The 26,625-nt window shown below is 74.7% G+C and carries 26 protein-coding genes; 13 read left to right on the plus strand and 13 right to left on the minus strand.

Features of this window, described 5'->3' with window-relative positions; genetic code table 11:
* Positions 1-53: 53 nt before the first annotated feature.
* Positions 54-773 (minus strand): rhomboid family intramembrane serine protease, encoded by a 720-nt coding sequence (locus ABT238_RS00220; RefSeq protein ID WP_350754939.1) that lies wholly within the window; start codon positions 771-773, stop codon positions 54-56.
* A 126-nt stretch (positions 774-899) separates the two neighbouring features.
* On the opposite strand from ABT238_RS00220, the gene ABT238_RS00225 reads away from it, so the two are divergent.
* On the plus strand, positions 900-1,418 hold the full coding sequence (locus ABT238_RS00225) for a YbhB/YbcL family Raf kinase inhibitor-like protein (RefSeq protein ID WP_350558921.1): 519 nt from the start codon (positions 900-902) through the stop codon (positions 1,416-1,418).
* Positions 1,419-1,537: 119 nt separating this feature from the next.
* On the opposite strand, the gene ABT238_RS00230 is transcribed toward ABT238_RS00225, so the two are convergent.
* A complete protein-coding gene (locus ABT238_RS00230; RefSeq protein ID WP_350558918.1) occupies positions 1,538-2,506 on the minus strand; it encodes a helix-turn-helix transcriptional regulator in 969 nt (322 codons plus the stop codon).
* A gap of 216 nt (positions 2,507-2,722) precedes the next feature.
* Here ABT238_RS00230 and ABT238_RS00235 point away from each other — a divergent pair, with 216 nt between their 5' ends.
* Entirely contained in the window at positions 2,723-4,147 is a 1,425-nt protein-coding gene (locus ABT238_RS00235) for an MFS transporter (protein WP_350559222.1), read from the plus strand.
* Positions 4,148-4,242: 95 nt separating this feature from the next.
* The gene (locus ABT238_RS00240) at positions 4,243-4,455 is read left to right on the plus strand and encodes a KTSC domain-containing protein (RefSeq protein ID WP_350754941.1); all 213 of its coding nucleotides are present in this window, start codon (positions 4,243-4,245) and stop codon (positions 4,453-4,455) included.
* Between the two features lie 19 nt (positions 4,456-4,474).
* Here the strand turns inward: ABT238_RS00240 and ABT238_RS00245 are convergent, their stop codons facing one another.
* The 4 genes from ABT238_RS00245 to cyaB form a co-directional block, all read right to left on the minus strand.
* Positions 4,475-4,747 (minus strand): DUF2087 domain-containing protein, encoded by a 273-nt coding sequence (locus tag ABT238_RS00245; RefSeq protein WP_350754943.1) that lies wholly within the window; start codon positions 4,745-4,747, stop codon positions 4,475-4,477.
* An 88-nt stretch (positions 4,748-4,835) separates the two neighbouring features.
* Positions 4,836-5,801: a trypsin-like serine protease gene (locus tag ABT238_RS00250; RefSeq protein WP_350558909.1), complete on the minus strand. Its 966-nt coding sequence runs from the start codon at positions 5,799-5,801 to the stop codon at positions 4,836-4,838.
* A 151-nt stretch (positions 5,802-5,952) separates the two neighbouring features.
* Entirely contained in the window at positions 5,953-6,573 is a 621-nt protein-coding gene (locus ABT238_RS00255; protein WP_350558906.1) for an HhH-GPD-type base excision DNA repair protein, read from the minus strand.
* A 145-nt stretch (positions 6,574-6,718) separates the two neighbouring features.
* Complete coding sequence (gene cyaB, locus ABT238_RS00260; protein WP_350754945.1) at positions 6,719-7,273, minus strand: class IV adenylate cyclase; 555 nt, start codon at positions 7,271-7,273, stop codon at positions 6,719-6,721.
* A gap of 217 nt (positions 7,274-7,490) precedes the next feature.
* Between cyaB and ABT238_RS00265 the strand changes: the two genes are divergently transcribed.
* The 3 genes from ABT238_RS00265 to ABT238_RS00275 all read left to right on the plus strand — a co-directional run bounded on the left by ABT238_RS00265 (position 7,491) and on the right by ABT238_RS00275 (position 11,435).
* Positions 7,491-9,980, plus strand: coding sequence for a terpene synthase family protein (locus ABT238_RS00265; RefSeq protein WP_350558900.1), 2,490 nt, complete (start codon positions 7,491-7,493; stop codon positions 9,978-9,980).
* Positions 9,981-10,113: 133 nt separating this feature from the next.
* Entirely contained in the window at positions 10,114-10,917 is an 804-nt protein-coding gene (locus ABT238_RS00270) for a VOC family protein (RefSeq protein ID WP_350754947.1), read from the plus strand.
* On the plus strand, positions 10,914-11,435 hold the full coding sequence (locus tag ABT238_RS00275; RefSeq protein ID WP_350558894.1) for a DinB family protein: 522 nt from the start codon (positions 10,914-10,916) through the stop codon (positions 11,433-11,435). The genes ABT238_RS00270 and ABT238_RS00275 overlap by 4 nt, the downstream gene beginning before the upstream one ends.
* Positions 11,436-11,481: 46 nt before the next feature.
* Here the strand turns inward: ABT238_RS00275 and ABT238_RS00280 are convergent, their stop codons facing one another.
* On the minus strand, positions 11,482-12,183 hold the full coding sequence (locus ABT238_RS00280; RefSeq protein ID WP_350754949.1) for an ArsR/SmtB family transcription factor: 702 nt from the start codon (positions 12,181-12,183) through the stop codon (positions 11,482-11,484).
* Between the two features lie 65 nt (positions 12,184-12,248).
* On the opposite strand from ABT238_RS00280, the gene ABT238_RS00285 reads away from it, so the two are divergent.
* Positions 12,249-13,607, plus strand: coding sequence for a cytochrome P450 family protein (locus ABT238_RS00285; protein WP_350754951.1), 1,359 nt, complete (start codon positions 12,249-12,251; stop codon positions 13,605-13,607).
* Complete coding sequence (locus ABT238_RS00290) at positions 13,604-14,431, plus strand: isocitrate lyase/PEP mutase family protein (protein WP_350754954.1); 828 nt, start codon at positions 13,604-13,606, stop codon at positions 14,429-14,431. The genes ABT238_RS00285 and ABT238_RS00290 overlap by 4 nt, the downstream gene beginning before the upstream one ends.
* A 57-nt stretch (positions 14,432-14,488) precedes the next feature.
* On the opposite strand, the gene ABT238_RS00295 is transcribed toward ABT238_RS00290, so the two are convergent.
* Positions 14,489-14,977 (minus strand): Lrp/AsnC family transcriptional regulator, encoded by a 489-nt coding sequence (locus tag ABT238_RS00295; protein ID WP_350558882.1) that lies wholly within the window; start codon positions 14,975-14,977, stop codon positions 14,489-14,491.
* Positions 14,978-15,150: 173 nt separating this feature from the next.
* Between ABT238_RS00295 and ABT238_RS00300 the strand changes: the two genes are divergently transcribed.
* From ABT238_RS00300 to ABT238_RS00315, 4 genes are all read left to right on the plus strand, one after another.
* Complete coding sequence (locus ABT238_RS00300; RefSeq protein WP_350754956.1) at positions 15,151-16,692, plus strand: PLP-dependent aminotransferase family protein; 1,542 nt, start codon at positions 15,151-15,153, stop codon at positions 16,690-16,692.
* 229 nt (positions 16,693-16,921) lie between these two features.
* Positions 16,922-17,290 carry an RNHCP domain-containing protein gene (locus ABT238_RS00305; protein WP_350558876.1) on the plus strand — a complete coding sequence of 123 codons (369 nt, stop codon included), beginning with the start codon at positions 16,922-16,924 and terminating at the stop codon, positions 17,288-17,290.
* A gap of 28 nt (positions 17,291-17,318) precedes the next feature.
* A complete protein-coding gene (locus tag ABT238_RS00310) occupies positions 17,319-17,738 on the plus strand; it encodes an RNHCP domain-containing protein (RefSeq protein ID WP_350558873.1) in 420 nt (139 codons plus the stop codon).
* 294 nt (positions 17,739-18,032) lie between these two features.
* Positions 18,033-19,184, plus strand: a complete 1,152-nt coding sequence (locus tag ABT238_RS00315) for a serine hydrolase domain-containing protein (protein ID WP_350755218.1) — start codon at positions 18,033-18,035, stop codon at positions 19,182-19,184.
* 7 nt (positions 19,185-19,191) lie between these two features.
* Here the strand turns inward: ABT238_RS00315 and ABT238_RS00320 are convergent, their stop codons facing one another.
* Positions 19,192-19,902 carry a response regulator gene (locus tag ABT238_RS00320; protein WP_350754958.1) on the minus strand — a complete coding sequence of 237 codons (711 nt, stop codon included), beginning with the start codon at positions 19,900-19,902 and terminating at the stop codon, positions 19,192-19,194.
* The gene (locus ABT238_RS00325) at positions 19,899-21,110 is read right to left on the minus strand and encodes a sensor histidine kinase (protein ID WP_350754961.1); all 1,212 of its coding nucleotides are present in this window, start codon (positions 21,108-21,110) and stop codon (positions 19,899-19,901) included. The genes ABT238_RS00320 and ABT238_RS00325 overlap by 4 nt, the downstream gene beginning before the upstream one ends.
* 313 nt (positions 21,111-21,423) lie before the next feature.
* Here ABT238_RS00325 and ABT238_RS00330 point away from each other — a divergent pair, with 313 nt between their 5' ends.
* Positions 21,424-23,616, plus strand: coding sequence for an MMPL family transporter (locus ABT238_RS00330; protein ID WP_350754963.1), 2,193 nt, complete (start codon positions 21,424-21,426; stop codon positions 23,614-23,616).
* A gap of 147 nt (positions 23,617-23,763) precedes the next feature.
* Here the strand turns inward: ABT238_RS00330 and ABT238_RS00335 are convergent, their stop codons facing one another.
* The 3 genes from ABT238_RS00335 to ABT238_RS00345 all read right to left on the minus strand — a co-directional run bounded on the left by ABT238_RS00335 (position 23,764) and on the right by ABT238_RS00345 (position 26,515).
* Positions 23,764-24,456, minus strand: coding sequence for a WYL domain-containing protein (locus ABT238_RS00335; protein ID WP_350754966.1), 693 nt, complete (start codon positions 24,454-24,456; stop codon positions 23,764-23,766).
* 230 nt (positions 24,457-24,686) lie between these two features.
* Positions 24,687-25,355, minus strand: a complete 669-nt coding sequence (locus ABT238_RS00340; protein WP_350754969.1) for a response regulator — start codon at positions 25,353-25,355, stop codon at positions 24,687-24,689.
* Entirely contained in the window at positions 25,352-26,515 is a 1,164-nt protein-coding gene (locus ABT238_RS00345) for a sensor histidine kinase (RefSeq protein ID WP_350754971.1), read from the minus strand. The genes ABT238_RS00340 and ABT238_RS00345 overlap by 4 nt, the downstream gene beginning before the upstream one ends.
* Between the last annotated feature and the right edge of the window lie 110 nt (positions 26,516-26,625).

A 26,625-nucleotide genomic window follows, 5' to 3' on the forward strand; every position in this document is an offset into this window, starting at 1 on the left:
CCCACGCTAACCCCGGGGGCGGGAATGGTCTATACCTGGCGGAGGTGCCGGGCTCAGATGCCCAGGTCGTCGAGTTCCTTGAGCAGCGCGGCGCCCGGGCTCGCCGGGGACTCGGCCGTCCCCGGGGTGCTCTTCGGGGTCCGGTCGCCCCGGTCGCCCCGGTCGCCCCGGTCGCCCCGGTCGTCCCGGTCGTCCCGGCTGCGCCGGTCGCGCAGCAGCCAGGCGCCGGCCAGGCCGCCGACCAGCCCGCCCAGGTGTCCCAGCCAGCTGACGCCCTGCGCGCTCGGCAGCACGCCGAGCAGCAGGTACGAGTACACGGCGGCGACGACCACGCCGATCGCGGTGTCCACCAGGTTGCGGTCGAAGACCCCGCGCAGCACCACGTAGCCGAAGTACCCGTAGACCACCCCGCTGGCGCCCGCCGTCACGGCGTCGGGCCGCTCGAAGAGCCAGACCGTCAGACCGCTGGACACCACGATCAGCAGCGTCGCCAGCAGGAACCGCTTCATGCCCCGGTAGGCGGCCAGGAAGCCGAACGCGAACAGCGGCCAGGAGTTGGCCTGGATGTGGTCCCAACCGAAGTGCAGCAGCGTACTGGTGAGGATGTCCGGCAGCTCGCCCAGCTGTCCGGAGCTGATCCCGTACTCGTAGGAGAGCCGGTAGTCGTCGAGCCAGTTCGCCACCTGGACGGCCCAGATGACGGCCAGGGCGCCGAGCATCGTGAACAGCGCGGCGCGGGAATCGCGGAGCAGACGGGCGAATCGCGGGGACATGACCCGACTGTAGGGCCGGAGCGGCCGGTTGGTCACCCCACTAAGGTGAACCCCGTCCGACCATGTCCGACGGCCCTGACCCGGGCCGGGGCAACCCCTTCCCACCGTGCCGAGAGGTGACCCTCCATGAGTGTGCGTCCGCCGCTGCCGTACGAGTTCCTGCCGCAGGTGCCGTCCTTCCCGCTGACCAGTGAGGACATCACCGACGGCGGGAAGCTGGCCGAGGAGTTCATCCACGGCGGGGGCAACCTCTCGCCGCAGCTGGCCTGGTCCGGCCTGCCGGAGGGCACCCGCTCGATCGCCGTCACCTGCTACGACCCGGACGCCCCGACCGGCTCGGGCTGGTGGCACTGGCTCGCCCTCAACCTGCCGGCCGACACCACCGGCCTGGCGCGCGGCGCCGGCGCCTCCGACGCCGACCTGCCGGGCGAGCGGTCCTTCCACGGCCGCAACGACTTCCCGGGCAACAAGTACGACGGCGCCGCCCCGCCGCCCGGGCCGGCCCACCGCTACGCCTTCGCCGTCCACGCCCTGGACGTGGACGCGCTGGACGTCGACGCCGACACCCCGCCGGCCCAGGTCGGCTTCAACATCACCTTCCACACCCTGGCCCGCGCCGTGGTCACCGCCGAGTACGGCGTCTGAGAGCCCTGACGTTCCGCTGCCGTCCGTGGTGCCACGGGCGGCAGCGTCGTCGTTTCGGGCCGCTCGCCAGGGCCGTTCGCTCAGGCCGTTCGCCCGGCCCGTTCGCTCAGGCCGTTCGCTCAGGCCGGGCCGGCGGCGCGGGTGGCGCGGGCGGCGAGGGCGCGGAGGTGGGCGCGCATCTCGGGAGGCGAGTGCACCTCGACCTCGCAGCCGAGCATGAGCAGGCGCACGGCCAGCCATTCGAGGGAGTCGGTGTGCGAGCGGAGGCGGCAGCTGTGCTCGTCGACCGGCTCGATCTCGTCGGCGTCGCCGTGGCCGCCCAGCCGGTGGCGGGCCTCGTCGGCCGGCAGCTGGAGGGTGGCGTCCAGGGTGGGGGTGGGGGACTGCCGGCGGAGCTTGCTCGCGACGTACGCGGCGGCGTCCTCGGCGGGCAGCGGGCGGGGGGTGAAGCGGGCGCCGGTGGCGAAGGGCTCGCTGATCCGGTCCACCCGGAACAGCCGCCAGTCGTCCCGGTCGAGGTCGAAGCCGACCAGGTACCAGCGGCGGCCGGCCGAGACCAGGCGGTCCGGCTCGACCTGGCGCCGGGTGCGGGCGCCGTCGCCGGCCCGGTACCCGAAGCGCAGGCGCTCGTGGTTGGCGACCGCGCCCGCCAGCACCGTGAGGTCCTCCGGGTCGACGGTCGGACCGTCCCCGCCCAGCAGCGGGAGGGTGGCCCGGTCGAGGGTGGCGACCCGGTGGCGCAGCCGGGCGGGCAGCACCTGGAGCAGCTTGCCGAGGGCGCGCACCGAGGCCTCCTCGATGCCGACCACGGCGTGCCCGGCGGCCGCCCGCAGGCCGACCGCGATGGCCACGGCCTCCTCGTCGTCGAGCAGCAGCGGCGGCATCGCGGTGCCCGCGACCAGCCGGTAGCCGCCGACCGGTCCCATGGTGGCCTCGACCGGGTAGCCGAGGTCGCGGAGCCGGTCGATGTCGCGGCGGATGGTGCGCGGGCTGACCTGGAGCCGTTCGGCGAGCTCGCTGCCGGGCCACTCGCGCGGGGTCTGGAGGAGGGAGAGCAGGCTGAGGAGTCGTGCCGGGGTGTCCGTCATGGGAACCAGCCTGCCGGAAGTGGCGGTCAGGATCTGACCTAGATGCCCCCTAGTTTCGTCGGCGTGCTGAGGAAGAACGGCGACGAGGAGCGCGTGGTGGGCAAGGTGGCGGAGCGGGTGCCGGAGCGGGTGCCGGAGCGGGTGCCGGAGCGGGCGGCAGACCCGGTGGCGGAACCGGTGTCGGACCGGCGGAGGTGGATCGCGCTGGCGATCGTGATGACGGCTTCGTTCATGGACCTGGTGGACGTCACGATCGTGAACATCGCGATCCCGAGCATCCAGGAGTCCACGGGCGCGTCGTTCTCCGCCGTGCAGTGGGTGACCGGCGGGTACGCGCTGGCCTTCGCGATCGGCCTGATCACCGGTGGCCGGTTGGGTGACATCTACGGCCGGAAGCGGCTGTTCCTGATCGGAATAGCCGGCTTCACGATCGCTTCGGCGCTGTGCGGGTTCGCGGGCGGCTCCGAGATGCTGGTCGCGATGCGGATCCTGCAGGGCGGGACGGCGGCGCTGATGGTGCCGCAGGTGCTGTCGATCGTGCACGCGACCTTCCCTGCGGAGGAGCGCGGCAAGGTGTTCGGCCTGTTCGGCGCGGTGGTCGGGCTCGGCGCGGTCAGTGGTCCGCTGATCGGCGCGGTGCTGACCGAGTGGGACGTGTTCGGCCTCGGCTGGCGTCCGATCTTCCTGATCAACCTGCCGGTCGGCGTCGCCGGCCTGCTGCTCGGCCGGGTCTTCATCGGCGAGTCCAGGGCCGAGCGGGCGCTGAAGCTGGACCTGCCGGGCGTGCTGCTGGCCAGCGCCGGACTGCTGATGCTGATCTACCCGCTGACCCACGGCCGGGAGGCCGGCTGGCCGCTCTGGGGCCACCTGGTGATGGCCGGCAGCCTGCCCGTGTTCGCGCTGTTCGTCGCCTACGAGCGGGTGAAGACCCGGCGGGACGGCTCGCCGCTGGTGGAGCTGTCGCTGTTCCGGGTGAAGTCGTTCGCGGCGGGCATCGGCGTCCAGCTGACCTTCGGCATCGTCTCCGGGATCTTCTTCCTGGTCTGGACCCTCTACATGCAGCTCGGCCTCGGCTGGAGCCCGCTGAAGGCCGGCGCGACCGGCATCCCGTTCTCGATCGCCGTCTCGGCGGCGGCCGGTGTCTCCGTGCAGCAGCTCGTCCCCCGGTTCGGGCGCAAGGTGCTCCAGACGGGTGCGCTGGTGATGGCGGCCGGTGTGCTCGTCTACATCGGCGAGGCGCACCGGTACGGCACCGGCATCGCGCCCTGGCAGATGGCGCTGCCGCTGGTGGTGATGGGCCTCGGGATGGGCCTGATCGTCGCGCCGATCACGGACGCGGTGCTGGCGGAGGTCCCGCGGGAGCACGCCGGCTCGGCGTCCGGGCTGATCAACACGGTGAACCAGGTGGGCCTGGCGCTCGGCCTGGGGCTGGTGTCGGTGGCGTTCTTCGACGCGGTGCCGGCCGGGACGGTGGCCGGGGAGCCGTTCGTCGGGGCGTTCCGGCACGCGATGTGGTGGGTGCTCGGGGTGCTGGGCGTGGTGTTCCTGCTGATGTTCGCGCTGCCCGGGCGGCGGAAGGCGGCGGTCGCCGGGGCCGGGGGCGTGGCCGAGGAGGCCGAGCGGGAGCCGGTGCTGGTGTAGCCGCCCAGGGTGCTCCCGGGCACATGGGCGGATGGGCACGGGCCCCGGTCGCGCGGCGTGCGCGGCCGGGGCCCGTGTGCGCACACTGGAGGGCCATGGACCGTACGCCGGTGGACTCCTCGGCGCTGCGCTCGGTCGGGTACGACGCGGCGCGGCGCGTCCTGGAGCTGGAGTTCACGGGTGGGGGCGTCTACGCGTACCTGGCCGTGCCGCGGCGGGTGCACCGCGGGCTGATGGCGACGGAGAGCCTCGGGCGGTACTTCGTCCGGGAGATCCGCGACCGGTACGACTGGCGGCGGCTGCGGTGAGGGAGCGGGGCGGAGCGCCTCAGGCCGTCGCGAGGCGGTAGCTGCTGCCGTCCTTGGCGCGGGTGAGGCGGTGCCCCTCGACGAGGGAGCGGCGCAGGGCCGGGAAGTCGTCGTGGACCGTCCGCAGCGCGTCGTTGACCTCGCCCTCGGTGTAGGAGCGGTCGGGCTCGAAGAGCGTCCGGGCGAGGTGGTCGAGCAACTGCTCGCGGCGGGCGGCGCGGCGGGGCACGGCGATCAGCCGGCCGTCGGGGGCGAACAGCGCGGACACGGCGGGGGCGGCGGGGGCGGTCATGCTCCGAGCGTCGCGCGCGGGGCGGGCGCCCGGCAACGGGTTTTCGGTGCCGGACGCCCGCCGGCCCCGCGGGGCGTCGGGTGGGGCGTCAGGCGGGGCGGCGGGCCTTGCGGCGGCGCAGCGCGACGGTGGTGGCGCCGCCGGCGACCAGCAGGGCCGAGGCCGCGCCGACGAGCACCGCGGTGCGGTCGTTCGTCCCGGTCTCGGCGAGGGCGGCGCCGCCTTCCGCGGGTGCCTGGGCGCCGTTGGCCTTCATGGTGTCCTCGATCCAGTTCGCGTAGGCGGGGGCGCTGGTGTACAGCCCCGGCCCCTCCGAGCACGGCACCTTCGGGGCGCCGGGCCCCGAGGTGACCCCGACCAGCTCCCACTGGTCGCCCCGGCCCTTCTGGAGCTGCGGGCCGCCGGAGTCGCCGAAGCACGCCATGGCCCTGGGCTTGGTGGTGATCGTGCACAGCCTGGTCGGGTCCGCCCAGCCGGGCGCGCACTCGGACTCGGCGCCCAGGCGGGTGTCCAGCTCGCGGAGCCGCTCCGAGAAGGTGAACGCGCCGTCGACGGTGCTGCCGAAGCCGAGCAGCCGGGTCGTGGTGCCGGGCCGCCCCGCCTCCTGCGCGATCCTGATGGGCTGCTCGGTGACCGGCCGGTCGAGGCGGACCAGTGCGATGTCGTCCTTGTTGGCGCCCTTGCCCTCGCCGTTGACGTAGCCGGGGTGGACGAAGGTCCGGTCGATCCCGCGGACGGTGCCCCCGGTCTTGCGCCGGTCGCCGCCGACCCGGACGGTGCCCTCCAGTTCGAGGCCCTCGCCGGTGACGCAGTGCGCCGCGGTCAGGACCCACTGACGGTCGATCAGGGACGCGCCGCAGTTGCCGTCGACCAGACCGAGGGTGGGGGCCGACTCCGGGATCACCGCCATGAACGGGTAGCTCGCGGTGGGATCGTCACCGTTGACGATCGCCCCGGCGCTGCCCGCCATGAGCGTGGCGCAGGCGGCGGCGGCGAGGGCGCCGACGGCGGCGGCGCGGGCCGTACGGCGACGGGAGGGCTTCAGGCTGAACACGGGGAGTTCCTTTTTGCCGGGAAGATTCGGATGTGTTCAGCCTGGTCGGCGAAGATCACGCGGGCCACGGGGGTACCAGGTGGACCCGGGCTCCCGGCAGCAGGTCCGCGCGTGGTGGGGCTACCCCCCCCGGGGGGGCGAGGGGGCGGGCTCAGGCGCGGACCTTGGTCCTGGCCTGGGCCTCCTTCGCGGCCTTCTCCTCCTTGGCGGCGCGCTTCACCTCCTGCTTGGTGGCGCGCACCCGCTCCAGTGACTCCGGCCCGGTGATGTCCGCGACCGAGCGGAACGCCCCCTCCTCGCCGTACAGCCCGGCCGCCTCGCGCCAGCCCTGCGGCCGCACGCCGTACTGCTTGCCGAGGAGGGCGAGGAAGATCTGCGACTTCTGCTTCCCGAACCCCGGAAGGGCGTTGAGCCGGCTGAGCAGCTCGCGGCCGGTCGCCACGTCCTTCCACAGCGCGCCGGCGTCCCCGTCGTACTGCGCCACCAGGAACTGGCAGAGCTGCTGCACCCGTTTGGCCATCGCCGCCGGGTACCGGTGGACGGCCGGCTTCTCGCAGAGCAGCGCGACGAACTTCTCCGGGTTGTAGGTGGCGATCTCGTGCGCGTCGAGGTCCTCGTGCCCCAGCCGCTGCGCGATGGTGAGCGGCCCGGTGAACGCCCACTCCATGGGCACCTGCTGGTCCAGCAGCATCCCGACGAGCGCGGCGAGCGGGCTCCGCCCGAGCAGTTCGTCGGCCTCGGGCTGCTGCGCGAGCCGCACGGTGACGTTCATGGGACGACCTCCTCGGAGCGTGGACTCGGGTCGCGCCCAGTCTGCTGGACGGGCGGTGGGGCGGCCGCGTCAACACGCCATGACCGGGTGATTCCATGGAACCAGCGGGTGGTTCGTCGGCGGAGCGTGCGCGGGTCCGGAGCGGCTACTCCAGGCCGAGGGTCATGTGGGGGTAGCCGAGGTGGACGCGGTCGCCGAGTTCGACGCCGAGGGCGGCGATGAACGCCTCCAGGCGGACGGTGGCCTGAGTGACCGTCGGCGCGTCGCCCTTGTACTCGAACTCGACGAAGTCGCCCAGGCCGGCCACGGTGTCGAAGGCGACCGCGATGCCGTCGGCGTGCCACTCCTCGCGCGTCTTGTCGACGACGGTCAGCTCGGCGAAGTCGAGCGAGCCGAGCAGCCGCCGGACCGCCTCGGCATCGGTGACGGCGCTCTCGTACTCGTCGCAGTGGGTCTTGACCGGCGCCGCGATCGGGTGGAACCGCTTGAAGTTGAGCGACGCCGCCCCGTCCTCGACCCGCACCCGCAGCCACTCGGAGACCACCTCGTTGTCGAGGAAGTCCCGGTGCGGCGCGTTGTAGTACGTGTCGACCTGCCGGGTCGGCCGGCCCGGCGCGGCGCCGAGGGCGGTGAGCCGCTCCCTCAGCTCGGCGGCGGGGCTGAGGAGCCGGAACTTCTGCTCGACCTCGGTGTACTCCATGAACCGCGAGCGTAATCGAGTCTCCGTCATGTGCGGGTGGAGAAGGGTGGGGTGGGGCCGATCAGTCGTACTGATGAGCTAGTCGGGGGCGGTGGGTTGGGCAGGTGTTCGAGTGGACTGGTCTATCTCATATGACTGTTCCGATTCCCCGGCTGAGATCGTTGAAGTCGGGTAATGCTGAGTCGGCCTTGTCGACGCGTCCAGAAAGGCTCGCCCGGTGTCCCAGCCGTTCGAACTGCCGTCCTTCTACGTGCCGCACCCGGCGCGCCTCAACCCGCACCTCGAAGAGGCCCGGGTCCATTCCTCCGGGTGGGCCCGGGAGATGGGCATGCTGGAGGGGTCGGGGGTCTGGACGCAGGCGGACCTGGACGCCCACGACTACGGGCTGCTCTGCGCGTACACGCACCCGGACGCGTCCGCGGAGGCGCTGTCGCTGGTCACCGACTGGTACGTCTGGGTGTTCTTCTTCGACGACCACTTCCTGGAGGTCTTCAAGCGGACCAACGACCGGGAGGGCGGCAAGGCGTACCTGGACCGGCTGCCGCTCTTCATGCCGGCCGACCCGGCGGCGGCGGTGCCCGAGCCCACCAATCCGGTCGAGGCCGGGCTCGCGGACCTGTGGCGGCGCACGGTGCCGTCGATGGGCGAGGACTGGCGGGTGCGGTTCGCGGAGAGCACCCGCAACCTGCTCAACGAGTCGCTCTGGGAGCTCGCCAACATCAACGCGGGGCGGATCGCCAACCCCGTCGAGTACATCGAGATGCGCCGCAAGGTGGGCGGCGCGCCGTGGTCGGCCGGGCTGATCGAGTACGCGGCCGGGGCCGAGGTGCCGGCGGCGGTGTCGGGTGCGCGGCCGCTGCGGGTGCTGATGGACGCCTTCTCGGACGGCGTCCACCTGCGCAACGACCTGTTCTCGTACCAGCGCGAGGTCGAGGACGAGGGCGAACTCAGCAACGGCGTCCTGGTGCTGGAGAAGTTCCTGGAGTGCACCACGCAGGAGGCGGCGGACGCCGTCAACGACCTGCTCACCTCGCGCCTCCAGCAGTTCGAGAGCACCGTGTTCACCGAGCTGCCGCAGCTGTTCGCGGACACCGGGCTGGACGCGGAGGGCTGCGCCCGGGTGCTGGCCTACGTCAAGGGCATGCAGGACTGGCAGGCCGGCGGGCACGAGTGGCACATGCGGTCCAGCCGGTACATGAACGGCGGCGGGGCGGCGGCGGGCACGGCCACCTGGTGGGACCCGTTCGCGATCGGCGGGGTGGGAACGTCGGCGCTGGACGTGCTGAAGCCGGGCGGGGCGCTGGACGGCCTCGCCGGCGAGCTGGGCTCGTTGAGCCGCTCCGGGCCGGTGACGCGGGCCTGGTCGCCGACGGTCGGGCAGTCGCCGGTGGCCGGGCTGCTGGAGGCGCTGCGGGCGGGGACGCCGGGGTCGGGTGCGTCGCTGGAGTCGCCCGGGACGGGCCTGATCGGCGGTTCGCGCGGGGACGTCGACCCCGGGGTGCGGCGGGCGCGCTCGCACGCGCACGTGCCGTTCCAGGCCGTCGGTCCGTCCCGGCTGCCGCGGTTCCGGCTGCCGTTCACGGTCGAGCTGAACCCCTGCCTGGAGGCCTCCCGGCTGCACACCCTCGCCTGGGCGGAACGGACGGGTCTGCTGACGGCCCGGCCGGACGACCCGACCGCGGGGGTGTGGACCGCCGAGAGCATGGCGGACTACGACCTCGCGCTCTGCGCGGCCGGCATCCACCCGGACGCCTCCGCCGACCAACTCGACCTCACCACCGACTGGTTGGCCTGGGGCACGTACGCGGACGACTACTTCCCGGTGGCGTTCGGCCGGACCGGCGACCTGGCCGGCGCCAAGGCGCAGAACGCGCGCTTCGGGCTGCTCATGCCGGTCGACGGCGAGCCGGCCGCGGAGCCGCTCACCGCACTGGAGCGCGGGCTGGCCGACCTGTGGGAGCGGACCGCCGGACCGATGACCGCCGAGGCGCGCGGGAAGCTGCGCGAGGCCGTCGAGACGATGACGCTGAGCTGGATCTGGGAGCTGCACAACCAGGTGCAGAACCGGATCCCGGATCCGGTCGACTACCTGGAGATGCGCCGCGCCACCTTCGGCTCCGACCTCACCATGAGCCTCTCCCGGCTGGCGCACGGGAACGCCGTGCCGCCGGAGGTCTACGCGAGCGGGCCGATGCGATCGCTGGAGAACGCGGCCGCCGACTTCGCCTGCCTGATGAACGACCTGTTCTCGTACCAGAAGGAGGTCGAGTTCGAGGGCGAGGTGCACAACGCCGCCCTGGTGGTGCAGAACTTCTTCGGCTGCGACTACCCGGCGGCGGTGCGGATCGTCGACGACCTGATGCACGCGCGGCTCGACCAGTTCCGGCACGTGGTGGCCGAGGAGTTCCCGGTGATGTTCGAGGACTTCGGGCTGGACGGGCCGGCCCGGGCGGTGCTCGCCGGGTACGTCAGGGAGCTGGAGAACTGGCTCGCGGGGATCCTGATCTGGCACGAGGGCTGCCGGCGGTACCGGGAGGAGGACCTGCTGCGGCACTTCGGGCGGGAGGCGGCCGGGGTGCCGGAGACCGTCGCGCGGGAGGCGGTCGAGCCGGGCGGCGGGGTGCTGGGCGCGCTGCTGGTGCGGCCGACCGGGCTGGGGACGTCGGCGGCCACGCCGGCGGGTGCGGTGACGGGCGTAGCCGGCTAGCGGGCGGGCAAGGGCGGCGGCGGTCCGTCGGGGGTTCCGGCCCCGACGGACCGCCCTCTCTGCGCGCGCGGACGGGTGGGGGACTGGCTAGGGTGGCGAACCGGGACAAAACGTCACACGAGAGGGCTTCGTCATGGCTGTGCTACCCGAGGGAACCCCCTGCTGGGCCGACGCGATGTTCGCCGACCTGGAGGGCGCGAAGGCGTTCTACGGCGAGGTGCTCGGCTGGACCTTCGGCGAGTCCTCCACCGAGTACGGCAACTACACCCAGGCGTACTCCGACGGGAAGGCGGTCGCCGCGATCGTCCCGCCGATGCCGAACCAGGAGGGCGAGGTGACCTCCGCCTGGTGCCTCTACCTCGCCTCGCCCGACGCCGCCGCCACCGCCGAGAAGATCCGCGGCAACGGCGGCGAGGTGCTGATGGGCCCGATGACGGTCGGCGAGTTCGGCTCGATGGTGATCGCCAAGGACCCGGCGGGCGTCGTCTTCGGCGTCTGGCAGGCCGGCACCCACGAGGGCTTCGAGAAGCAGGGCGCGTCCGGCGCGTACACCTGGGCCGAGATCGTCACCCGCGACGGGGCCGCCGCGGATGCCTTCTTCCCCGCCGTCTTCCCGTACACGGTGAAGCGGATGGACTCCGGGGAGGTCGACTACAAGATCTTCGACGTCCGGGAGCAGCCGGTGCTCGGCCGGATGCAGGCGGGCCCGGGCGACCTGCCGCCCCAGGCGCCCAACTACGTCAGCGTGTACTTCGCGGTGGACGACTGCGACGCGACGATCGCCAGGATCACCGAGCGGGGCGGGAAGCTCTACTTCGGCCCGATGGACAGCCCGTTCGGCCGGTTCGCGGCGGTCGGCGACCCGCAGGGGGCCGCGTTCGGCGTGATCGACCTCGGGAAGACGGCCGGCGAGATGCCGGCCCTGGCGGCGGAGTGAGCTCCGGCGGCGCCGTGCTCCACGGCGAACGGGCGGATCTGCTGCAGACGCTGGACAAGCACCGCGGCTTCCTGCGGTACACCGTCCGCGGCCTCAGCGACGAGCAGGCCGCCCGGCGCACCACACCCAGCGAGCTGTGCCTCGGCGGGCTGATCAAGCACGTCAGCGGGGTGGAGGCGCGCTGGATGCGGTTCGCCGTCGGCGGCGCGGCCGCGATGGAGGCCGCCGGGCCGGGCGGACCGGCCGAGTGGCAGGCGCAGTTCCGGATGACCGACGGCGAGACGCTGGCCGGGCTGCTCGCCGCCTACGAGCGGGTGGCCGCCGAGACGGACGCGCTGGTGGCGAGCCTGCCGGACCTCGACCAGGAGCACGCGCTGCCGTCGGCGCCCTGGTTCGAGCCCGGCGCGGCCTGGTCGGTGCGGCGGGTGCTGCTGCACGTCATCGCCGAGACGGCGCAGCACGCCGGGCACGCCGACATCATCCGGGAGGCGCTGGACGGGGCGAAGACGATGGGGTGAGCGGGTGCGGGTGCGGGACCCGGGGGGCTGCCGAGGGGGCGGGGCCTCAGAGTGTGACGCCGAGGAGGTCGCGCAGGGCGCGTTCGCCGTCCGGCGTCACCCGCAGGGCGCGGCCGGTGCCGATCCGCTCGACCCAGGAGCGGTCCAGCGCCGTCCGGAAGAGCACCGCGCCGAACGCGCCGCCCAGGTGGCTGCGCCGCTCCGTCCAGTCCAGGCAGGTGCGGACCACCGGGCGCCCGCCCGGGCGTCCGGCCCGCGCCGGAAGTTCCGCGCCCAGCTCGGCCAGCCAGGACCGGCCGCGCCCGGTGAGGGCCGGGCCGTCCTCGTCCGCCACCAGGCCGCGGGCGAGGGCGGCGTCGCGGACGGCCACGCCCAGGCGCCCGGCCAGGTGGTCGTAGCAGGTGCGGGCGCGGGCCTCGGCGCTCATCCGGGTGGCCTCGCGCAGCGAGCCGGGGGCGGGGGAGGAGCGGCCGGCGGACTCGGCCGGGACCGGGAAGGACGCCAGGTCCTCGATCAGGGTGGCGACCTCCGGGCCGGCCAGCCGGACGTACCGGTGGCGGCCCTGGCGCTCCTCGGCCAGCAGGCCTGCGGCGATCAGCCGGGAGAGCTGCTCGCTCGCCGTGGACGGCGCCACCCGCGCGTGGCGGGCCAGCTCACCGGCGGTCCAGGCGCGGCCGTCGAGCAGGGCCGTGCAGAACGCGGCGCGGGTCGGGTCGGCGAGCAGACCGGCGAGGTGGGTGAGTGACATGCGTCCATGGTGCCGCGGACACGGTTCGGCGGGCGCCGAAACGTCCGGCTCCTAGCGTGGGGCCCATGGCCGATCCCACCACTCCCACCGTCACCGCCGGTCTCTCCTTCACCCGGCACGAGGACGTCACCGCCGCGCTCGCCGATCCGGCGCTGGTGCCGCCGCCCGCCGGGTCCGGGCCGGTCGGCGGCGTGGCCTGGCTGCGCGCCACCGTGGCCCGGTTCAGCGCGGGCGAGCGCCACGCCGCCCGGCGGGCGTTCGTCGAGGCGGACCTCGCCGGGCTCGATCCGCACGCGCTGCGGCTCGCGGCGGCGGCCGGGTTCGAGGCGGACGTGCGGGTGCGGGCGGTGCGCGTCCTCGCGCAGGCGCTCGGGCTCGCGGAGCCGGAGGAGGTGGCGCGGGCGGTCGGGGTGGTCGCCCGGGCGTACTTCGTGGAGCGGCCCGAGGACCCGGAGGCCGACGCGGCGGTGGCCTGGCTGCTGCCCCGGATGCTGCCGGGGAGCGAGGGGGCGGCGGACGCGGGGGATGCGGGGGACCTGGAACGCGCCGCCGGCCGGATCGGCCTGCTCGTCCAGGCCTGCGACGCCACCGCCACCCTGGTGGAGCACGCGCGCCGGGCGGGCGGGGCGGACCCGGTGGCCGGTGCGCTGCGGCACGACCCGCCGGTGCGGGTGATGCGCCGCCGCGCCGTCCGGGCGACCGCGGTGGGCGGGGTGGCCGTCCCGGCCGGGGCGGACGTGCTGCTCGACGTGGCCGCCGCCCAGGCCGGACGGCCCGACCTGCCGCCGCTGACCTTCGGCGCCGCGCCGAGGCTCTGCCCCGGCCGGACGCACGCGCTCGCCATCGCGGCGGGCATCCTGCACGGGGCCTCGCCCGTCGTGCGGGAGGCCGGGGCCGGGCCCGCCGGATCCGGACCGGTCGAGGACGCGCCGGTCGAGGACGTGCCGGTCACCGACGACCGGGACCCCGCCGGGCTGGTCCCCGCCATGGTCGAGCACGTCCTCGCCCTCGCCGCGACGTGGACCGGGTGGGACGGCCGCCCGGCCACCACCGACGGCCGCACGTACACCCCGCACAAGGCGATCCGCCGGGTCACCGACCATCTCCTCGACCACCTGGCGGAGTTGGAGGCGCGTCTGGCCGGCGAGCCGACCCAGCCCGACCACTGGCACGCCTCCGCCGCCACCACCCCCGCCGACCTGGCGCCGTTCACCGCGGCCGACCTGGACGAGGCCCGCAGCCGGCTCACCCGGCTGGCCCGGATCTGGTCCGTCCGCCTCGCCGCACTCACCCCGGACCAGCTGGACCGCACGCCCGACACCGCCTGGTCGTTCCGCCAACTCGCCTTCCACGTAGCCGAGTCCGCGTACTACGCGGATGCCGTCGGCGACCTCCGTCCGCACGGGAGGACCACCGCCCGATGAGCCCGATGAGCCCGATCGACCGTTCCCCGCTCGACACGCCGTTCGCCGCCCTGCACCGCCGCCCCGAGCCGCTGCTGCTCCCCAACGCCTGGGACCACGCCTCCGCCGCCGTCCTCGCCGAGCAGGGATTCGCCGCCGTCGGCACCACCAGCCTCGGCGTCGCGGCGGCGGCCGGGCTGCCCGACGGCGCCGCCGCCACCCGCGAGGAGACGCTCCGGCTGGCCCGCCGCCTCGGCCGCTCCGGGCGCTGCCTGCTCTCCGTCGACGTGGAGAACGGCTTCAGCGACGACCCGGACGAAGTCGCGGCGTTCGCCGTCGAGCTGGCGAGCGCGGGGGTCGCCGGCATCAACCTGGAGGACGGCCGCCCGGACGGCACGCTCACCCCGGCCGCCGTGCACGCCGCCAAGATCGGCGCGGTCAAGGCCGCCGCCCCGGACCTGTTCGTCAACGCCCGCACGGACACCCACTGGCTCGCCCTGCCCGATCCCGCGGAGGAGACCGACCGCCGCCTCGCCGCCTACCGGCGGGCGGGTGCGGACGGCCTGTTCGTCCCCGGCCTGAGCGACCCGGCCGCCATCGCGCGGCTCTGCGCGGGCCTGGACCTCCCGCTGAACATCCTGTACAGCCCGACCGGCCCTGCCCTGCCCGACCTCGCGGCGCTGGGCGTCGCCCGGGTCAGCCTCGGCTCCTACCTCTACCGCACCGCGCTCGCCGCCGCCGTCTCCACGGCCCTCGCCGTCCGCTCGGGCAGCCCGGCGCCGGCGGCTTCCACCGGCACCCCCGGGTACGCCACCGTCCGGGCGCTGTACGCCGACGGGCGGTGAGCGGGGGAGCCAGGGGGTGAGCGGGAGCCGGGCGCGGACCGGGACGGGGCGCCGGCGTCAGCCGTTCGTCAGGTAGCGGCGGCCGGGGATCTGCTCGAAGATCAGGTTGGTCCTGGTCTGCGCCACCGCCGGGTGGGTGGTGAGGTGGTCCACCACGAAGTCGCGCAGTTCCTCCGGGCCGGCCACACCGACGTGCAGCAGGTAGTCGTCCGACCCGGCCATGTGGAACACGGCGAGGACGCCCGGCAGGTCGGGCGCGCTGCTCCGGAAGCTCTCGTTCTGCTCGCGGGTGTGCGCCCGGAGCCGGACCGAGATCATCGCCTGCAGCGGCAGCCCGATCGCGGCCGGGTCTATCTCGGTGCGGAAGGCGCGGATGATGCCGCGTTCGCGCAGCGCGCGCACCCGGGCCAGACAGGTCGAGGGGGCGATGCCCACGGCCTCGGCGAGCGCGTTGTTCGGCGTGCGGGCGTTCTCGGCGAGGACCCGCAGGATCGCGCGGTCGGTGTCGTCGATGGGCGCCCGGTGGGCCTGCGGAAAATTCGGCACACCGGCCAGGGTCCCGGACCGTGCCGCAGATCCGCAAGGCGGGAGCGGGTGAATCCGAATCTTCTGCGGAAGACTTTCGCCCGGGCGGTGGAAAGTTCCATGCTGGCGGGCGAGCGGCCCCGGGCCGACCCGTCCCAGCCGACCCCGCCCAGCGAATCCGGAGCGCCGCCCCCATGAGCCCCACCACCGTCCGAGCCGCTCACGGCCGCGCCCACGTCGACGTCGACGCGGAGCCGGAGCACGGGGACTTCGCGATACCCGCCGAGGGGCTCACCGACGGCGAGCGGCTGCGCGCGCTCGACCGGATGGACGGCTACCTGACGCGCAAGCGCCGGCACCTGGTCGGCTACCAGGCCACCCAGGAACTCGCGGGCAGCGCCCTCGACCTCGCCCGCTTCATGCTGAGCAACATCAACAACCTCGGCGACCCGTTCCAGAGCGGCGGCTACAAGCCCAACACCAAGACCGTCGAGCGCGCCGTGCTCGACTACTACGCGCGCCTGTGGCACGCCGGGCGCCCGTACGACCCGGCCGACCCCGAGTCCTACTGGGGCTACATGCTCTCGATGGGCTCGACCGAGGGCAACATGTACGCCCTCTGGAACGCCCGCGACTACCTGACCCGCCCCGGTGCGCCCCGCCCGGTGGCGTTCTACTCGGAGGACACCCACTACTCCTTCGCCAAGGCCGTGCGGGTGCTGGGCGTCGACACCTTCCACGCGGTGGGCACGGCGGACTACCCCGGCGAGTGCCCGCTCGGCGGCGACTGGCCCGCCGAGGTGCCCTCGCTGCCCGGGCCGTCCGGCCACTCCTGGGACGGCCCCGGCGCCGTCGACGTGGACGCGCTGGCGGTGCTGGTGGAGTTCTTCGCGGCCAAGGGCCACCCGGTCTTCGTCAACTTCAACCTCGGCAGCACCTTCAAGGGCGCCCACGACGACGTCCGCGGCGCCTGCGAGCGGCTGCTGCCGGTCTTCGAACGGCACGGGCTGCTGCCGTCCGCCGGGAGCGCCGAGCGCCGGGGCTTCTGGATCCACGTGGACGGGGCGCTCGGCGCCGGTTACGCGCCGTTCCTGCGGATGGCCGCCGACGACCCGGCGGCGTACGGCTGGGCACCGGAACCCGGCGCCGTCCCCGCGGAGTTCGACTTCGGCCTCACCCTGCCGAGCCGGGCGTCCGGGGACGTCGACCCCGTCGCCTCGATCGCGATGAGCGGCCACAAGTGGGCCGGCGTGCCGTGGCCGTGCGGCGTCTTCATGACGAAGGCCAAGTACCAGCTCGAACCGCCGACCCAGCCCGAGTACATCGGCGCGCCGGACAGCACCTTCGCCGGATCCCGCAACGGCTTCTCCCCGCTGGTCCTCTGGGACCACCTGTCCCGGCACTCCTACCGGGACCAGGTCGACCGGATCCGCCGCTCCCAGGAGCTGGCCGGCTACCTGGACCGCCGGCTCCACGAACTGGAGGAGGAGACCGGCGCCGCCCTCCGGCCCGCCCGCACGCCCGGCGCGATCACCGTGCGCTTCCGCAAGCCCGGTGAAGCGCTGGTCGCCAAGTGGTCACTGTCCTGCGAGAACGTCCTCACCACCCCCGGCGACCCGACGACCCTGCGCGGCTACGCCCACGTCTTCCTGATGCCCTCCGTCGACCGCGCCAAGCTGGACGCCCTCCTGGCCGACCTCGCCCACGACCCGGTCGCCCTCACCGCCCCCGCCTGACCGGCGTTCCCGGCCCGGGGAAATTCGGTGGCAGGCCGGTGGTGGGGTTGGTTACGCTCGCCGCTCCGTTTGTTCGCGTCTGCTGTGGGCCGTTCGTGCCCGCCGAGAGGGTGTCTTGATGTCCCGGACCGCGCCGAGTGCGCCTCGCCACACTGTCTGACGGATCGTCGTCGGGGCCGCTCGGCCTGCTCTTGCTGTCATCGTTGACCTCCAGCAAGGAGCACCCCGGGTGTCCAGCACCAACACCACCAGCAACACCCTGAAGACCGCCACGTTCGCCTGCGCGTGGTGCGGTCTGACCGTGTCCGCGTTCGCCGTCGACGGTGCGCGGCGCAACCACTGTCCGTCCTGTCTGCACTCGCGGCACGTCACCGACCACGTCGAGGGCGGGCCGAGCGGGTGCCACGGGCGGATGTCGCCGATCGCCATCGCCGTGCTGCGCACCGGAGACTGGATGGTCGTCCACCGCTGCGTACGGTGCGACGAGTTGACGTCCAATCCGGTCTGCGCGGACGACAACCAGCTCATCCTGATGCGCATCGCCGTCCGGCCGCTGGCCCAGCCGCCGTTCCCGCTCGAAGCGTTCGGTTCGCTCTGAACCGCCCGGTGGGAGAGGAGGGCGAACCGTGCCACGACAGAAGAAACGCGATGACCACCGCCGGCGCCGGCAGCGGCCCAAGGACGTGCTGCACGCCCGGGGCGGGCACCGGGCGAACGACTTCCGGTGCGTCGGCTGCCGGTTGGACGTCCCCGTGGACGCCCCCGGGACGGCGCACCGCAACCACTGCCCGAACTGCCTGGCCAGCCTTCACGTCGACCGCCGGATCCCCGGCGACCGGGCCGCCGACTGCCGCGGCCGGATGGAGGCCCTGGGCATGTCCGTCCGCGCGGACGGCGAGTGGCTGATCGTCCACCAGTGCCTGTCCTGCGGTGAGTTGAGCACCAATCGGATCGCCGGCGACGACAATCCGGTGCCGCTGCTGAGGCTCGCCCTCAAGCCGCTGCGGGACGCGGGCTTCGCCCGTCGCACCCTGCTCAACCTGTAGGACCGCCGGGGGAGCGGCCGGAGGGAGGGAGGCGGGCCGGGGCAGGGAGCGGGGTACCGGGGCCGGGACGCGGCGGGAGCCGGGTCCTCCTGCCGTCGGGCGATGCCGGGCAGGGGGCCCGCTCCCTAGGGTCAGGAGCGTGATCACGGCGGTCCGCCCGCCCGGCGGGCACCGCCGTCACCTCACGCTTCCTCCCCCTTCCGCGCCCTCGTCGCGCCGTACCCAAGGAGTTTCCGCATGTCCGCTCGCCCCTCCCGCCACCCCCTGGGCGGCCGTGCCGCCGCCGTCACGGGCATGCCGCCGCGGCGCGCCCTCGCCCTGCTGCTCGCGACGGCCGCCGCGCTCGGCGTGGCCGGCACGGTCCCCGCCGCGGCGGCGCCGTCCGCCGGCCCGAAGGACGGTGTGCGGGCCGGACTCGAGCGGCTGGTGGAGGAGGACCGCTACCCGGCCGCGATGGCCGCGGTCACGGGATCCGACGGGCGCACCCGCGGCTACACCGCCGGCGTCGCCGACCTGCGCACCGGGGCGAAGGTGCCGGTGGACGGTCAGGTGCGGGCGGGCAGCAACACCAAGACCTTCGCCGCCGTGGTCGTCCTGCAGCTGGTCGGCGAGGGCAAGGTCGAACTCGACGCCCCGATCGACCGCTACCTGCCCGGCCTGGTCCGCGGCGAGGGCATCGACGGCCGGGTCATCACGGTGCGCCAGCTGCTCCAGCACACCAGCGGGCTGCCCAACTTCACCGACGACATATTCGACGCCGTCTTCGGCGAGGGACGCCACCGCTACTACCAGCCCCGCGAGCTGCTCGACATGGCGCTCTCCCACAAGGCGCTCTTCGCGCCCGGCACCGACTGGTCCTACAGCAACACCAACTACGTCCTGGCCGGTCTGCTGGTCGAGAAGGTCACCGGTCGCCCGCTCGCCGAGCAGCTGACCAAGCGGGTGATCGACCGCATCGGGCTGCGGCACACCTACTTCCCCGGAGTGGGCGACGAGAGCATCCGCGAGCCCCACCCCCACGGGTACGCGGCCGGGCCGGACGGGTCGCTCGCCGACGTCACCGAGCTGGACCCCTCCTGGGCCTGGGCCGCCGGGCAGCTGATCTCCACGCCGGGCGACCTGAACCGCTTCTTCTCCGCCCTGATGGGCGGCAAGCTGCTCAAGCCCGCCCAGCTCGCCGAGATGCGCACCACGGTGAAGATCCCGGAGGGCCCCGGCGTGTCGAAGGGCGAGGAGTACGGGCTCGGGCTCATCCTCCGGCCGCTGAGCTGCGGCAAGGTCGCCTGGGGGCACGGCGGCGCCACGCCGGGCTTCCACACCCTCCCGGGGGTGACCGAGGACGGCCGCGCCGTCACCATCGCCGTCACCGCGAACCTGGCGCCCTCCCCGCAGGGGTTCGAGCACGCCCAGGCGTTGTTCGACGAGACCCTCTGCGCGAAGCGGTGACCGGGCCCTAACCCCTCCCGCCGGCCTGGTCGCCGCCCCCCGTACGGGCGGTGACCAGGCCGGTCTCGTAGGCCGCGATGACCGCCTGCGCCCGGTCGCGGACGTCGAGCTTCCCGAACAGGCCGGTGATGTGGTTCTTCACCGTGGACTGGCTGATGTCCATGGCCCGGGCGATCCCGGCGTTGTCGAGGCCGGTGGCCATCAGCCGCCACACCTCCACCTCCCGGGGCGTGAGATCCCCCGCCGTGACGGCGGGCGGCGGCTGCGCGGCCCCGAGCGGCGCCCGGACGTAGGCGGAGATCAGCCGGGTGAGCAGGCGCGGGGCGACCACCGCCTCCCCGGTGTGGACGGTACGGATCGCCGCGCCCAGGTCCTCCGGCGAGACGTCCTTGGGGAGGAACCCGTACGCGCCGGCGCGCAGCGCGGCCACCACGTACTCGTCCATGTCGAAGGTGCTGAGCGCGAGGACCCTGCACCCGGGCAGGGTGCGGGCCAGCTGCTCGGTCGCGGCGACCCCGTCCAGGACCGGCATCCGGATGTCCATCACCACGACGTCCGGGCGCAGCCGGTGGGCGAGCGCGACGGCCTGCTCGCCGTCCTCGGCCTCGCCCACCACCTCGAAGGACGGGTCCGGCGAGAGGATCAGCGACAGGCCGCGCCGCACCAGCGGCTGGTCGTCCACGACGAGGATCCGGATCACCGGGGCTTCGGCGCTCATCGGTACGCCTCCCCGCGCTGGACGGCCGCCTCGGCGTCCTCCTCCGGGGCCAGCGGCAGTTCGGCCCGCACGGCGAAGCCGCCCTGCGGCCCCGGCCCGGTCTCCAGGGTGCCGCCGTGCAGGGCGACCCGCTCGCGCATGCCGACCAGGCCGTACCCGCCCCGGTCCCCGGCCGCGGGCCCGGTGCCCTGGGAGGGGACGACGCCCGCGCCGTCGTCCCGCACCTCGACGGTGACCCCGTCCGGGCGGTACGTCAGCCGGACGGTCGCCCGGGCCGGGCCCGCGTACTTGCGGGCGTTGGTCAGGGCCTCCTGGACGATCCGGAACACGGTCAGGCCGACGGTCGGCGGCAGCGGGCGCCGGGCCCCGTGGACGTCGAGACCGGTCGGCAGCCCGGCCCGGCAGGACTCGTCGACCAGCCGGTCGAGGTCCTCCGCCCCGGGCTGGGGCGGGGTCGGGCCGGCGTCCGGTTCGTCACCGGCGCGCAGCACGTTCAGCAGCTGGCGCATCTCGCGCAGCGCCAGCCGCCCGGAGGACTCCAGGGTGACCAGGGCGTCGCGGACCACCTCGGGGTTCGCGAGGTTGGCGCGGGCGCCGCCGGCCATCAGCTGCATGGTGGTGATGTGGTGGGCCACGATGTCGTGCAACTCCCGTGCGATGCGGCGGCGTTCCTCGGCCACCGCGCGGTCGGCCAGCAGCTTGCGGTTGGCGGCCACCTCGCGCTGCCAGCGGGCGACCGCGAGGCCTGCACCGGCCACCAGCGCCGCGGAGAAGGGCGCGGCGATGATCCCCTCCCAGGTCGGAACCCGGAAGTGGCTCTGGCTCAGCGCCGTCGCCACCGCCGTCGCCAGGGTGGCGGCCGCCGTCACCAGGGGGCTGCGGTGCCGGGCGACCGAGTACACGGCCACCATCAGGACGGCGCCGAAGTGGGTGCCCATCGGGGCCAGCAGGTCGATCGCGCCCTCGAACACCAGGACGGCGGCGAGCGCCCACACCGGACGGTGGCGCCGGGCGAGCAGCGGCAGGCCCGAGAGCACGACGAGGACGAAGCCCGGCACGTTCACGGCGCGGGTGCCGTTCACCTCGTTGAACAGCAGGTAGGCGACCAGGTCGAGGGTGCCGGCGCCGACGGCCACCAGCGCGTCGGCCTGGGTCCACGGCGGGCCGCCCGTGCCGCCGGCCGCGGTGCTCCGCGGCGTATCGGCCACGTCGTTCCGTGGCGCGTCGTCCACGGCTTCCCCGGGGCGCTGACGCCCGTCCATCCCTGTCCTCCCGGCCGACCAGCGCTGATGCCCTCATTCTGGCACCGGCCCGGCCCGCCCCGGATGCTCCCTCCGGCCGAGGCCGGGCGGGCGGACCAGGAGCAGGGTCCCGGTCGCGGCCCACCGGGGGGACCGGGGGCCCCGGCGCGGATCGTCCGCTGCCCGGACGCCCGGCACCCCCTCCACCTGATGGTCTGGAGACCGGCCGGGAACCCCCGGCGACAAGGCCGAAGCTCGCGACCATCCGCCGGAGGGCACCGTGATCCGCGCACTGACCGGATTCTCCACCAGACACGCGTGGAAGGTCATCGCCCTCTGGGCGGTGCTGGGCCTGGCACTGGCCGGGCTGAGCCCGATGCTGCTGGGCCGGGTCACCGAGGCCCAGACCGGCGACTTCCTGCCGAAGAGCTACGACTCGGCCGCCGCGCTGCGGATCGCCGAGGAGCGGTTCGGGGTGAAGCCCGACGCCACCACGGTCACCGTGCTGGTCGCCCGCACCGACGGCAAGGCGCTGAGCGCCGCCGACCAGCAGCGGATCGAGGCCGAGGCGGCGGAGCTCGGCAAGCGCCGGGTCGTCATGCCCAGGAAGGACGACGAGCCGGCCTTCCTCAAGCCCGACCGCTCGCAGACCCCTCGGGTGGCCCCCGCGATGACGGCGCCCGACCGGAGCTTCGAGCTGCTCTCCGTCGAACTGACCGGCAGCGCCGTGGACGAGGGCGTCCAGGAGGTCTACCGGACCTTCCGGGACTCCGCCCGCGCGCAGTTCGCCGGCGCCGGGATGCGCACCGGGTTCACCGGCGGCCTGGCCGAGGCCGCCGACAGCGCGGACGACAACCGGACCGCCGCCGTCGTCGGCAGCAGTCTGGTCACCGGGCTGATCGTCCTGCTCAACGTGCTGGTGTTCCGCAGCGTGCTCGCGGCCGTGCTGCCGCTGCTCGCGGTCGCCCTGATCGGCGGCGTGGCCACCGGAGCGGTGGCCGGCGCCGCGGAGCTCACCGGTCTCCGGCTGGACGTCTCCACCCCGGGCCTGATCTCCGTGGTGCTGCTCGGCATCGGCGTCGACTACCTGCTGTTCCTGCTCTTCCGGTTCCGCGAGCACCTGCGCGCCCGCCCCGACCAGCCCGCCCGCGAGGCGGCCGCCGAGGTGTCCGGCCGGGTCGGCACCGCGATCACCTCCGCCGCGCTGACCATCGTGGCCGCCTTCGCCACCCTGGGCGTGGCGACCTTCGGCCAGTTCCGCTCGCTCGGCCCGGCGATCGCCGTCGCCGTCCTGGTCATGCTGCTGGGCAGCCTCACCCTGATGCCGGCCCTGCTCGCCGCCTGCGGCCGCAAGATGTTCTGGCCCTCCCGCAGCCTGCGCCGGGAACCGCGCGGGGGCGTGGCCGCCCGCTACGGCGCGTTCGTCGCCCGCCGCCCGCTGGCCCTGCTGCTCGGCTCCGTCGCGCTGCTCGGCGCCCTGGCCGCCGGGATGACCGGGGTCCGGATGGACTACGGCCAGGGCGGTGACTCCGGGACGGCGGCCTCCGCCACCGCCGCGGAGATCTCCCGGGCCCTGCCGGCCGGCGTGTCCGACCCGACCACCGTCTACGTCACGGCCGACGGCGGCGGCACCCTCGACACCGCCCGGCTCGACGGCCTCTCCCGCGCCCTCGCCGAGGTGGAGGGCGTCGGCCAGGTGGCCGGCACCGTCCTGAACCAGGACCGCCGCGCCGCCCGGATCGACCTCTTCCTCACCGCCGACCCGCAGAGCGCACGGGCGCGCGAGCTGGCGTCCGGCCCGGTGCGAGCCGCCGTCGCCGCCCACACGCCCGCCGGGACGAGCGCCCACGTCGGCGGCACGGCGGCGGTCTTCGCCGACGTCTCGGCCGCCGTCGACCACGACCTGACGATCGTCTTCCCGGTCGCCGCCGTCCTCATCGCCCTGATCCTGCTGCTCCTGCTGCGCAGCGTGCTCGCCCCGGTGGTCCTGATGCTCTCCGTCGGGCTCGGCTTCGCCGCCACCCTCGGCGCCGCCACCCTGCTGTTCCAGCACGTGCTGGACGAGCCCGGCGTCAGCTTCACCCTGCCGCTGGTGCTGTTCCTGTTCGTCGTCGCGCTGGGCACCGACTACAACATCCTCATCACCGACCGGATCCGCGAGGAGATGCACCGGCCCGGCCCGGCCCGCGCCGCCGTGGCCCGCGCCGTCCGCCACACCACGCCCGCCGTCGCCACCGCGGGCCTGGTCCTGGCCGGCTCCTTCGCCAGCCTCGCCACCACCCCCGGCAGCGAGCAGATCGCCTTCTCCCTGACGCTCGGCATCCTGCTCTCCGCCGGCGTCCTCTCGCTCGCCGTGGTCCCGGCCCTGGCCACCCTCCTCGGCCGCGCCCTCTGGTGGCCGCTGCGCCCCGCCCCCGCCCCCGCCCCGACTCCGGACCCGGACCCGCACCGGCCCCGCGTCCTCATCCCCTGAGCCCCCGACCACCCCGCCCCCAGACCGGCGCCCGCCTGCCCAGGGCGCCCACGGAAGGCCCGGCCCCCACCCCGAGGGCCGGGCCTTCCGGCCTCGGCGGTGGTTGTCGGACCCACTGCCGACGCCCGGGGTCCGGAGGAGGGGTGGCTACGCGGGCATCACCCCGTGGATGCGGGAGAGGGTGAACACGCGTTCGTCGTCGCGCAGGTGGCACCAGGCGCGGAGGTGGGGGGTGTCCAGTTCCAGGCGGCTGAGGGTGCGGACGGTCTCGTTGCCCGTGGCGGCGACGTACTCGACGGTGATCGGCTGTCCGGTGTCGACGGCGTGGGCCAGTTGGCGGACGTCGGTGAAGGTCAGGTTGCGCGCGGCGCGGGCGATGACCTCCTCGGTGTCGCTGGCGCAGGGGCGGCCGTCCCCGGGGTCGGGCTCCAGGGCTTCGGACGGGGCTGCCAGCAACCGGGTGGCGAGAGCGGTCAGATCGGTGGGGGCGCCCTGGGGAGGCCGTCGGGCTTCGGGGCGGCGCGGGGACGGGACCGGGTGCTTCGCCCGGTGCCGCCGGACCCGCTCGACGCGGACCGAGCCGTCGGGCTTCTCGGTGACCGGCCAGACCAGCGCGTGATCGGCCAACGCCCGCAGCACCGCGTCGAACCGGCGCGCACGGTCCCCGTCCGTCGCGCCGAGGACACCGGCCAGGACGTCCCGGGTGGTGGGCGCCAGCGCGGCGACCGCCTCCGCCACCTGGACCTCGGGCAAGGTGAGCAGCGGGAGGACCGGCGCGACCGACCCGGGGCGCTGAAGCCGGTCCGCCAACTCGCCGACCGACTGCGGCTCCGGATCCACCGCGGCATCCGGCCGCGCCGCCAGGACCCGCACCAACTGGGGCGTGTCGACACCACGCAGCCATGCGGCGAGAGCCGAGCCGCTCGTCTTGCCGATGGGAACCACCTCGCCACCCGGAGCGGACGCCGCTCCACACCCGAAACGGCCGGGCCTCAAGCATCGCGCATCGAGGACGCCCCGCGTGCCACACCGCGGGGAACAACCGCAGCCCGGGCCTTCTGCCGGGTCGGTCAGGCGCCGCCCACGGCGGAGTCCATCAGCCGGCTCTCCCAGGCCCAGGCGGCGATCTCGACGCGGTTGCGCACACCGAGCTTGTTCTGGATGGCCGTCAGATGGCTCTTGACGGTGCTCACCGTGATGAAGAGGGCGGCGGCGATCTCCTGGTTGGTGCGGCCCCGCGCGATGGACCGGATCACCTCCGTCTCTCGGGCCGAGAGCGGCTGGGCGGGCCGGGCGGCGGTCGCCGGACGGGTGGGGGCGAGGCCGCGGAGCAGGCGCAGGGTGATCGCCGGGGAGATCAGCGCGTCCCCGGCGTGTGCGGCGCGGACGGCCTCGACGAGCAGCGCGGGGGCGGCGCCCTTGAGGACGAAGCCGACCGCCCCGGCGCGCAGCGCGCCGTGGACGTACTCGTCCAGGTCGAAGGTGGTGACGACGACCACCCGCAGCGGCTCGGCCACGGCGGGACCGGACAGCGCGCGGGTGACGTCGATGCCGTCCAGGCCGGGCATCCGGATGTCGACCAGGCACACGTCCGGCCTTAGCCTGCGCGCCAGTTGGACCGCCTCGGCGCCGTCGGCGGCCTCGCCGACCACGGTGATGTCGTCCTGGTCCTCCAGGATGAGCCGCAGACCGCTGCGGATCATCGCCTGGTCGTCGGCGAGCAGGACGCGGATGGTCAACGGGCCGCCCTTCCCGGGACGGGCAGGGTGGCGCAGACCGACCACCCGGTGTCCCGGCCGGGGCCGGCGGACAGGTGCCCGCCGAGCACCTCGACCCGCTCGCGCATGCCGATCAGGCCGAAGCCGCGGTGCTCCCGTGGCGCGGGGCCGGCCGGGGCGTCGTCGGTGACCGTGACGGTGAGCGCGCCCGGCCCGTGGACGACGTCGACGGCGGCGGTGCGGGCGTGCGCGGCGTGGCGGGCGATGTTGGTCAGCGCCTCCTGGACGATCCGGTGCACGGTGGTGGCCACCTCGGGCGGCCAGGGCGCGGGATCGGCGGGCAACCGCAGGCTCACCACCGGGCCGTGGCCATCGAACCTCCGCACCAGCTCGGCCAGTTGATCCGGGCCGGGCGCCATGGCGGCCGTGCCGGCGGCGTCCTCGGTGTCGCGCAGCAGGCCGACCACCCGGCGCATCGCGGCCAGCGCCTCGCCGCCGGCGTCCTCGATGCCGGCGAGGGTGGCGTCCAGGCTCTCCGCGGCGTCCGGGCTCTCCGCGGCGTCCGGGCTCCCCGGTCGGCGCCGGGCGACGATCCGGGCGGCCTGCGTCTGGACGACCATGCCGGTGACGTGGTGAGCGACCATGTCGTGCAACTCCCTTGCCAGCGTTAGACGTTCCTCCCGGCGGACCGCCTCGGCGGCCAGCCGGCGGCGGTGGTCCAGGAGGCGCAGGCCGAGCCCGGCACCGAGCGCGACGACCCAGACCTCGATCCCCACCCGGAACGGGGTGCCCGGCGCCTCGACGGTCAGCAGGCCGGCCGTCATCAGCGCGAGGCCCGCCAGCGCGACGGCCGCCGCCCGTCGCCGGGCGAGCGTCCGGACGGCGGAGCCACCGAGGACGAGCAGCCCCAGGACCGCGGCGGCCCCGGGCTCGCCGGGCAGCTGGGCGACCCGGGCGACCACCGCCGCCGCGCCCGCCACCAGCAGCCCGAGGGCAGCCGCCCGGCCCCGGTTCCGTTCGCGGCCGAGCGCGATCGCGCACACGACGGCGCCGACCACCGCGTCGAAGGCCCAGACCCGGCCCTGGGCCGCGTACTGGGCCGCCATGACGACCAGGACCAGGGCGAACAGCAGCCCCAGCACCGTGTTGACCAGCACCGCCGGACGTTTCACCGAACTCACCCGGCCCACGCTAGGCGATCACCGCCGGCCCCGGACCAGCCGAAAGTACGACTCGGGGCCGCGCGGACCGTACCTTCGGCCGCTGCGGGCGGCCGGCGCGGAGCCGCAGG

Origin of the sequence: Kitasatospora sp. NPDC001527, from assembly GCF_040298605.1 — a bacterium.
In the GTDB taxonomy this organism is placed as follows: Bacteria; Actinomycetota; Actinomycetes; order Streptomycetales; family Streptomycetaceae; genus Kitasatospora.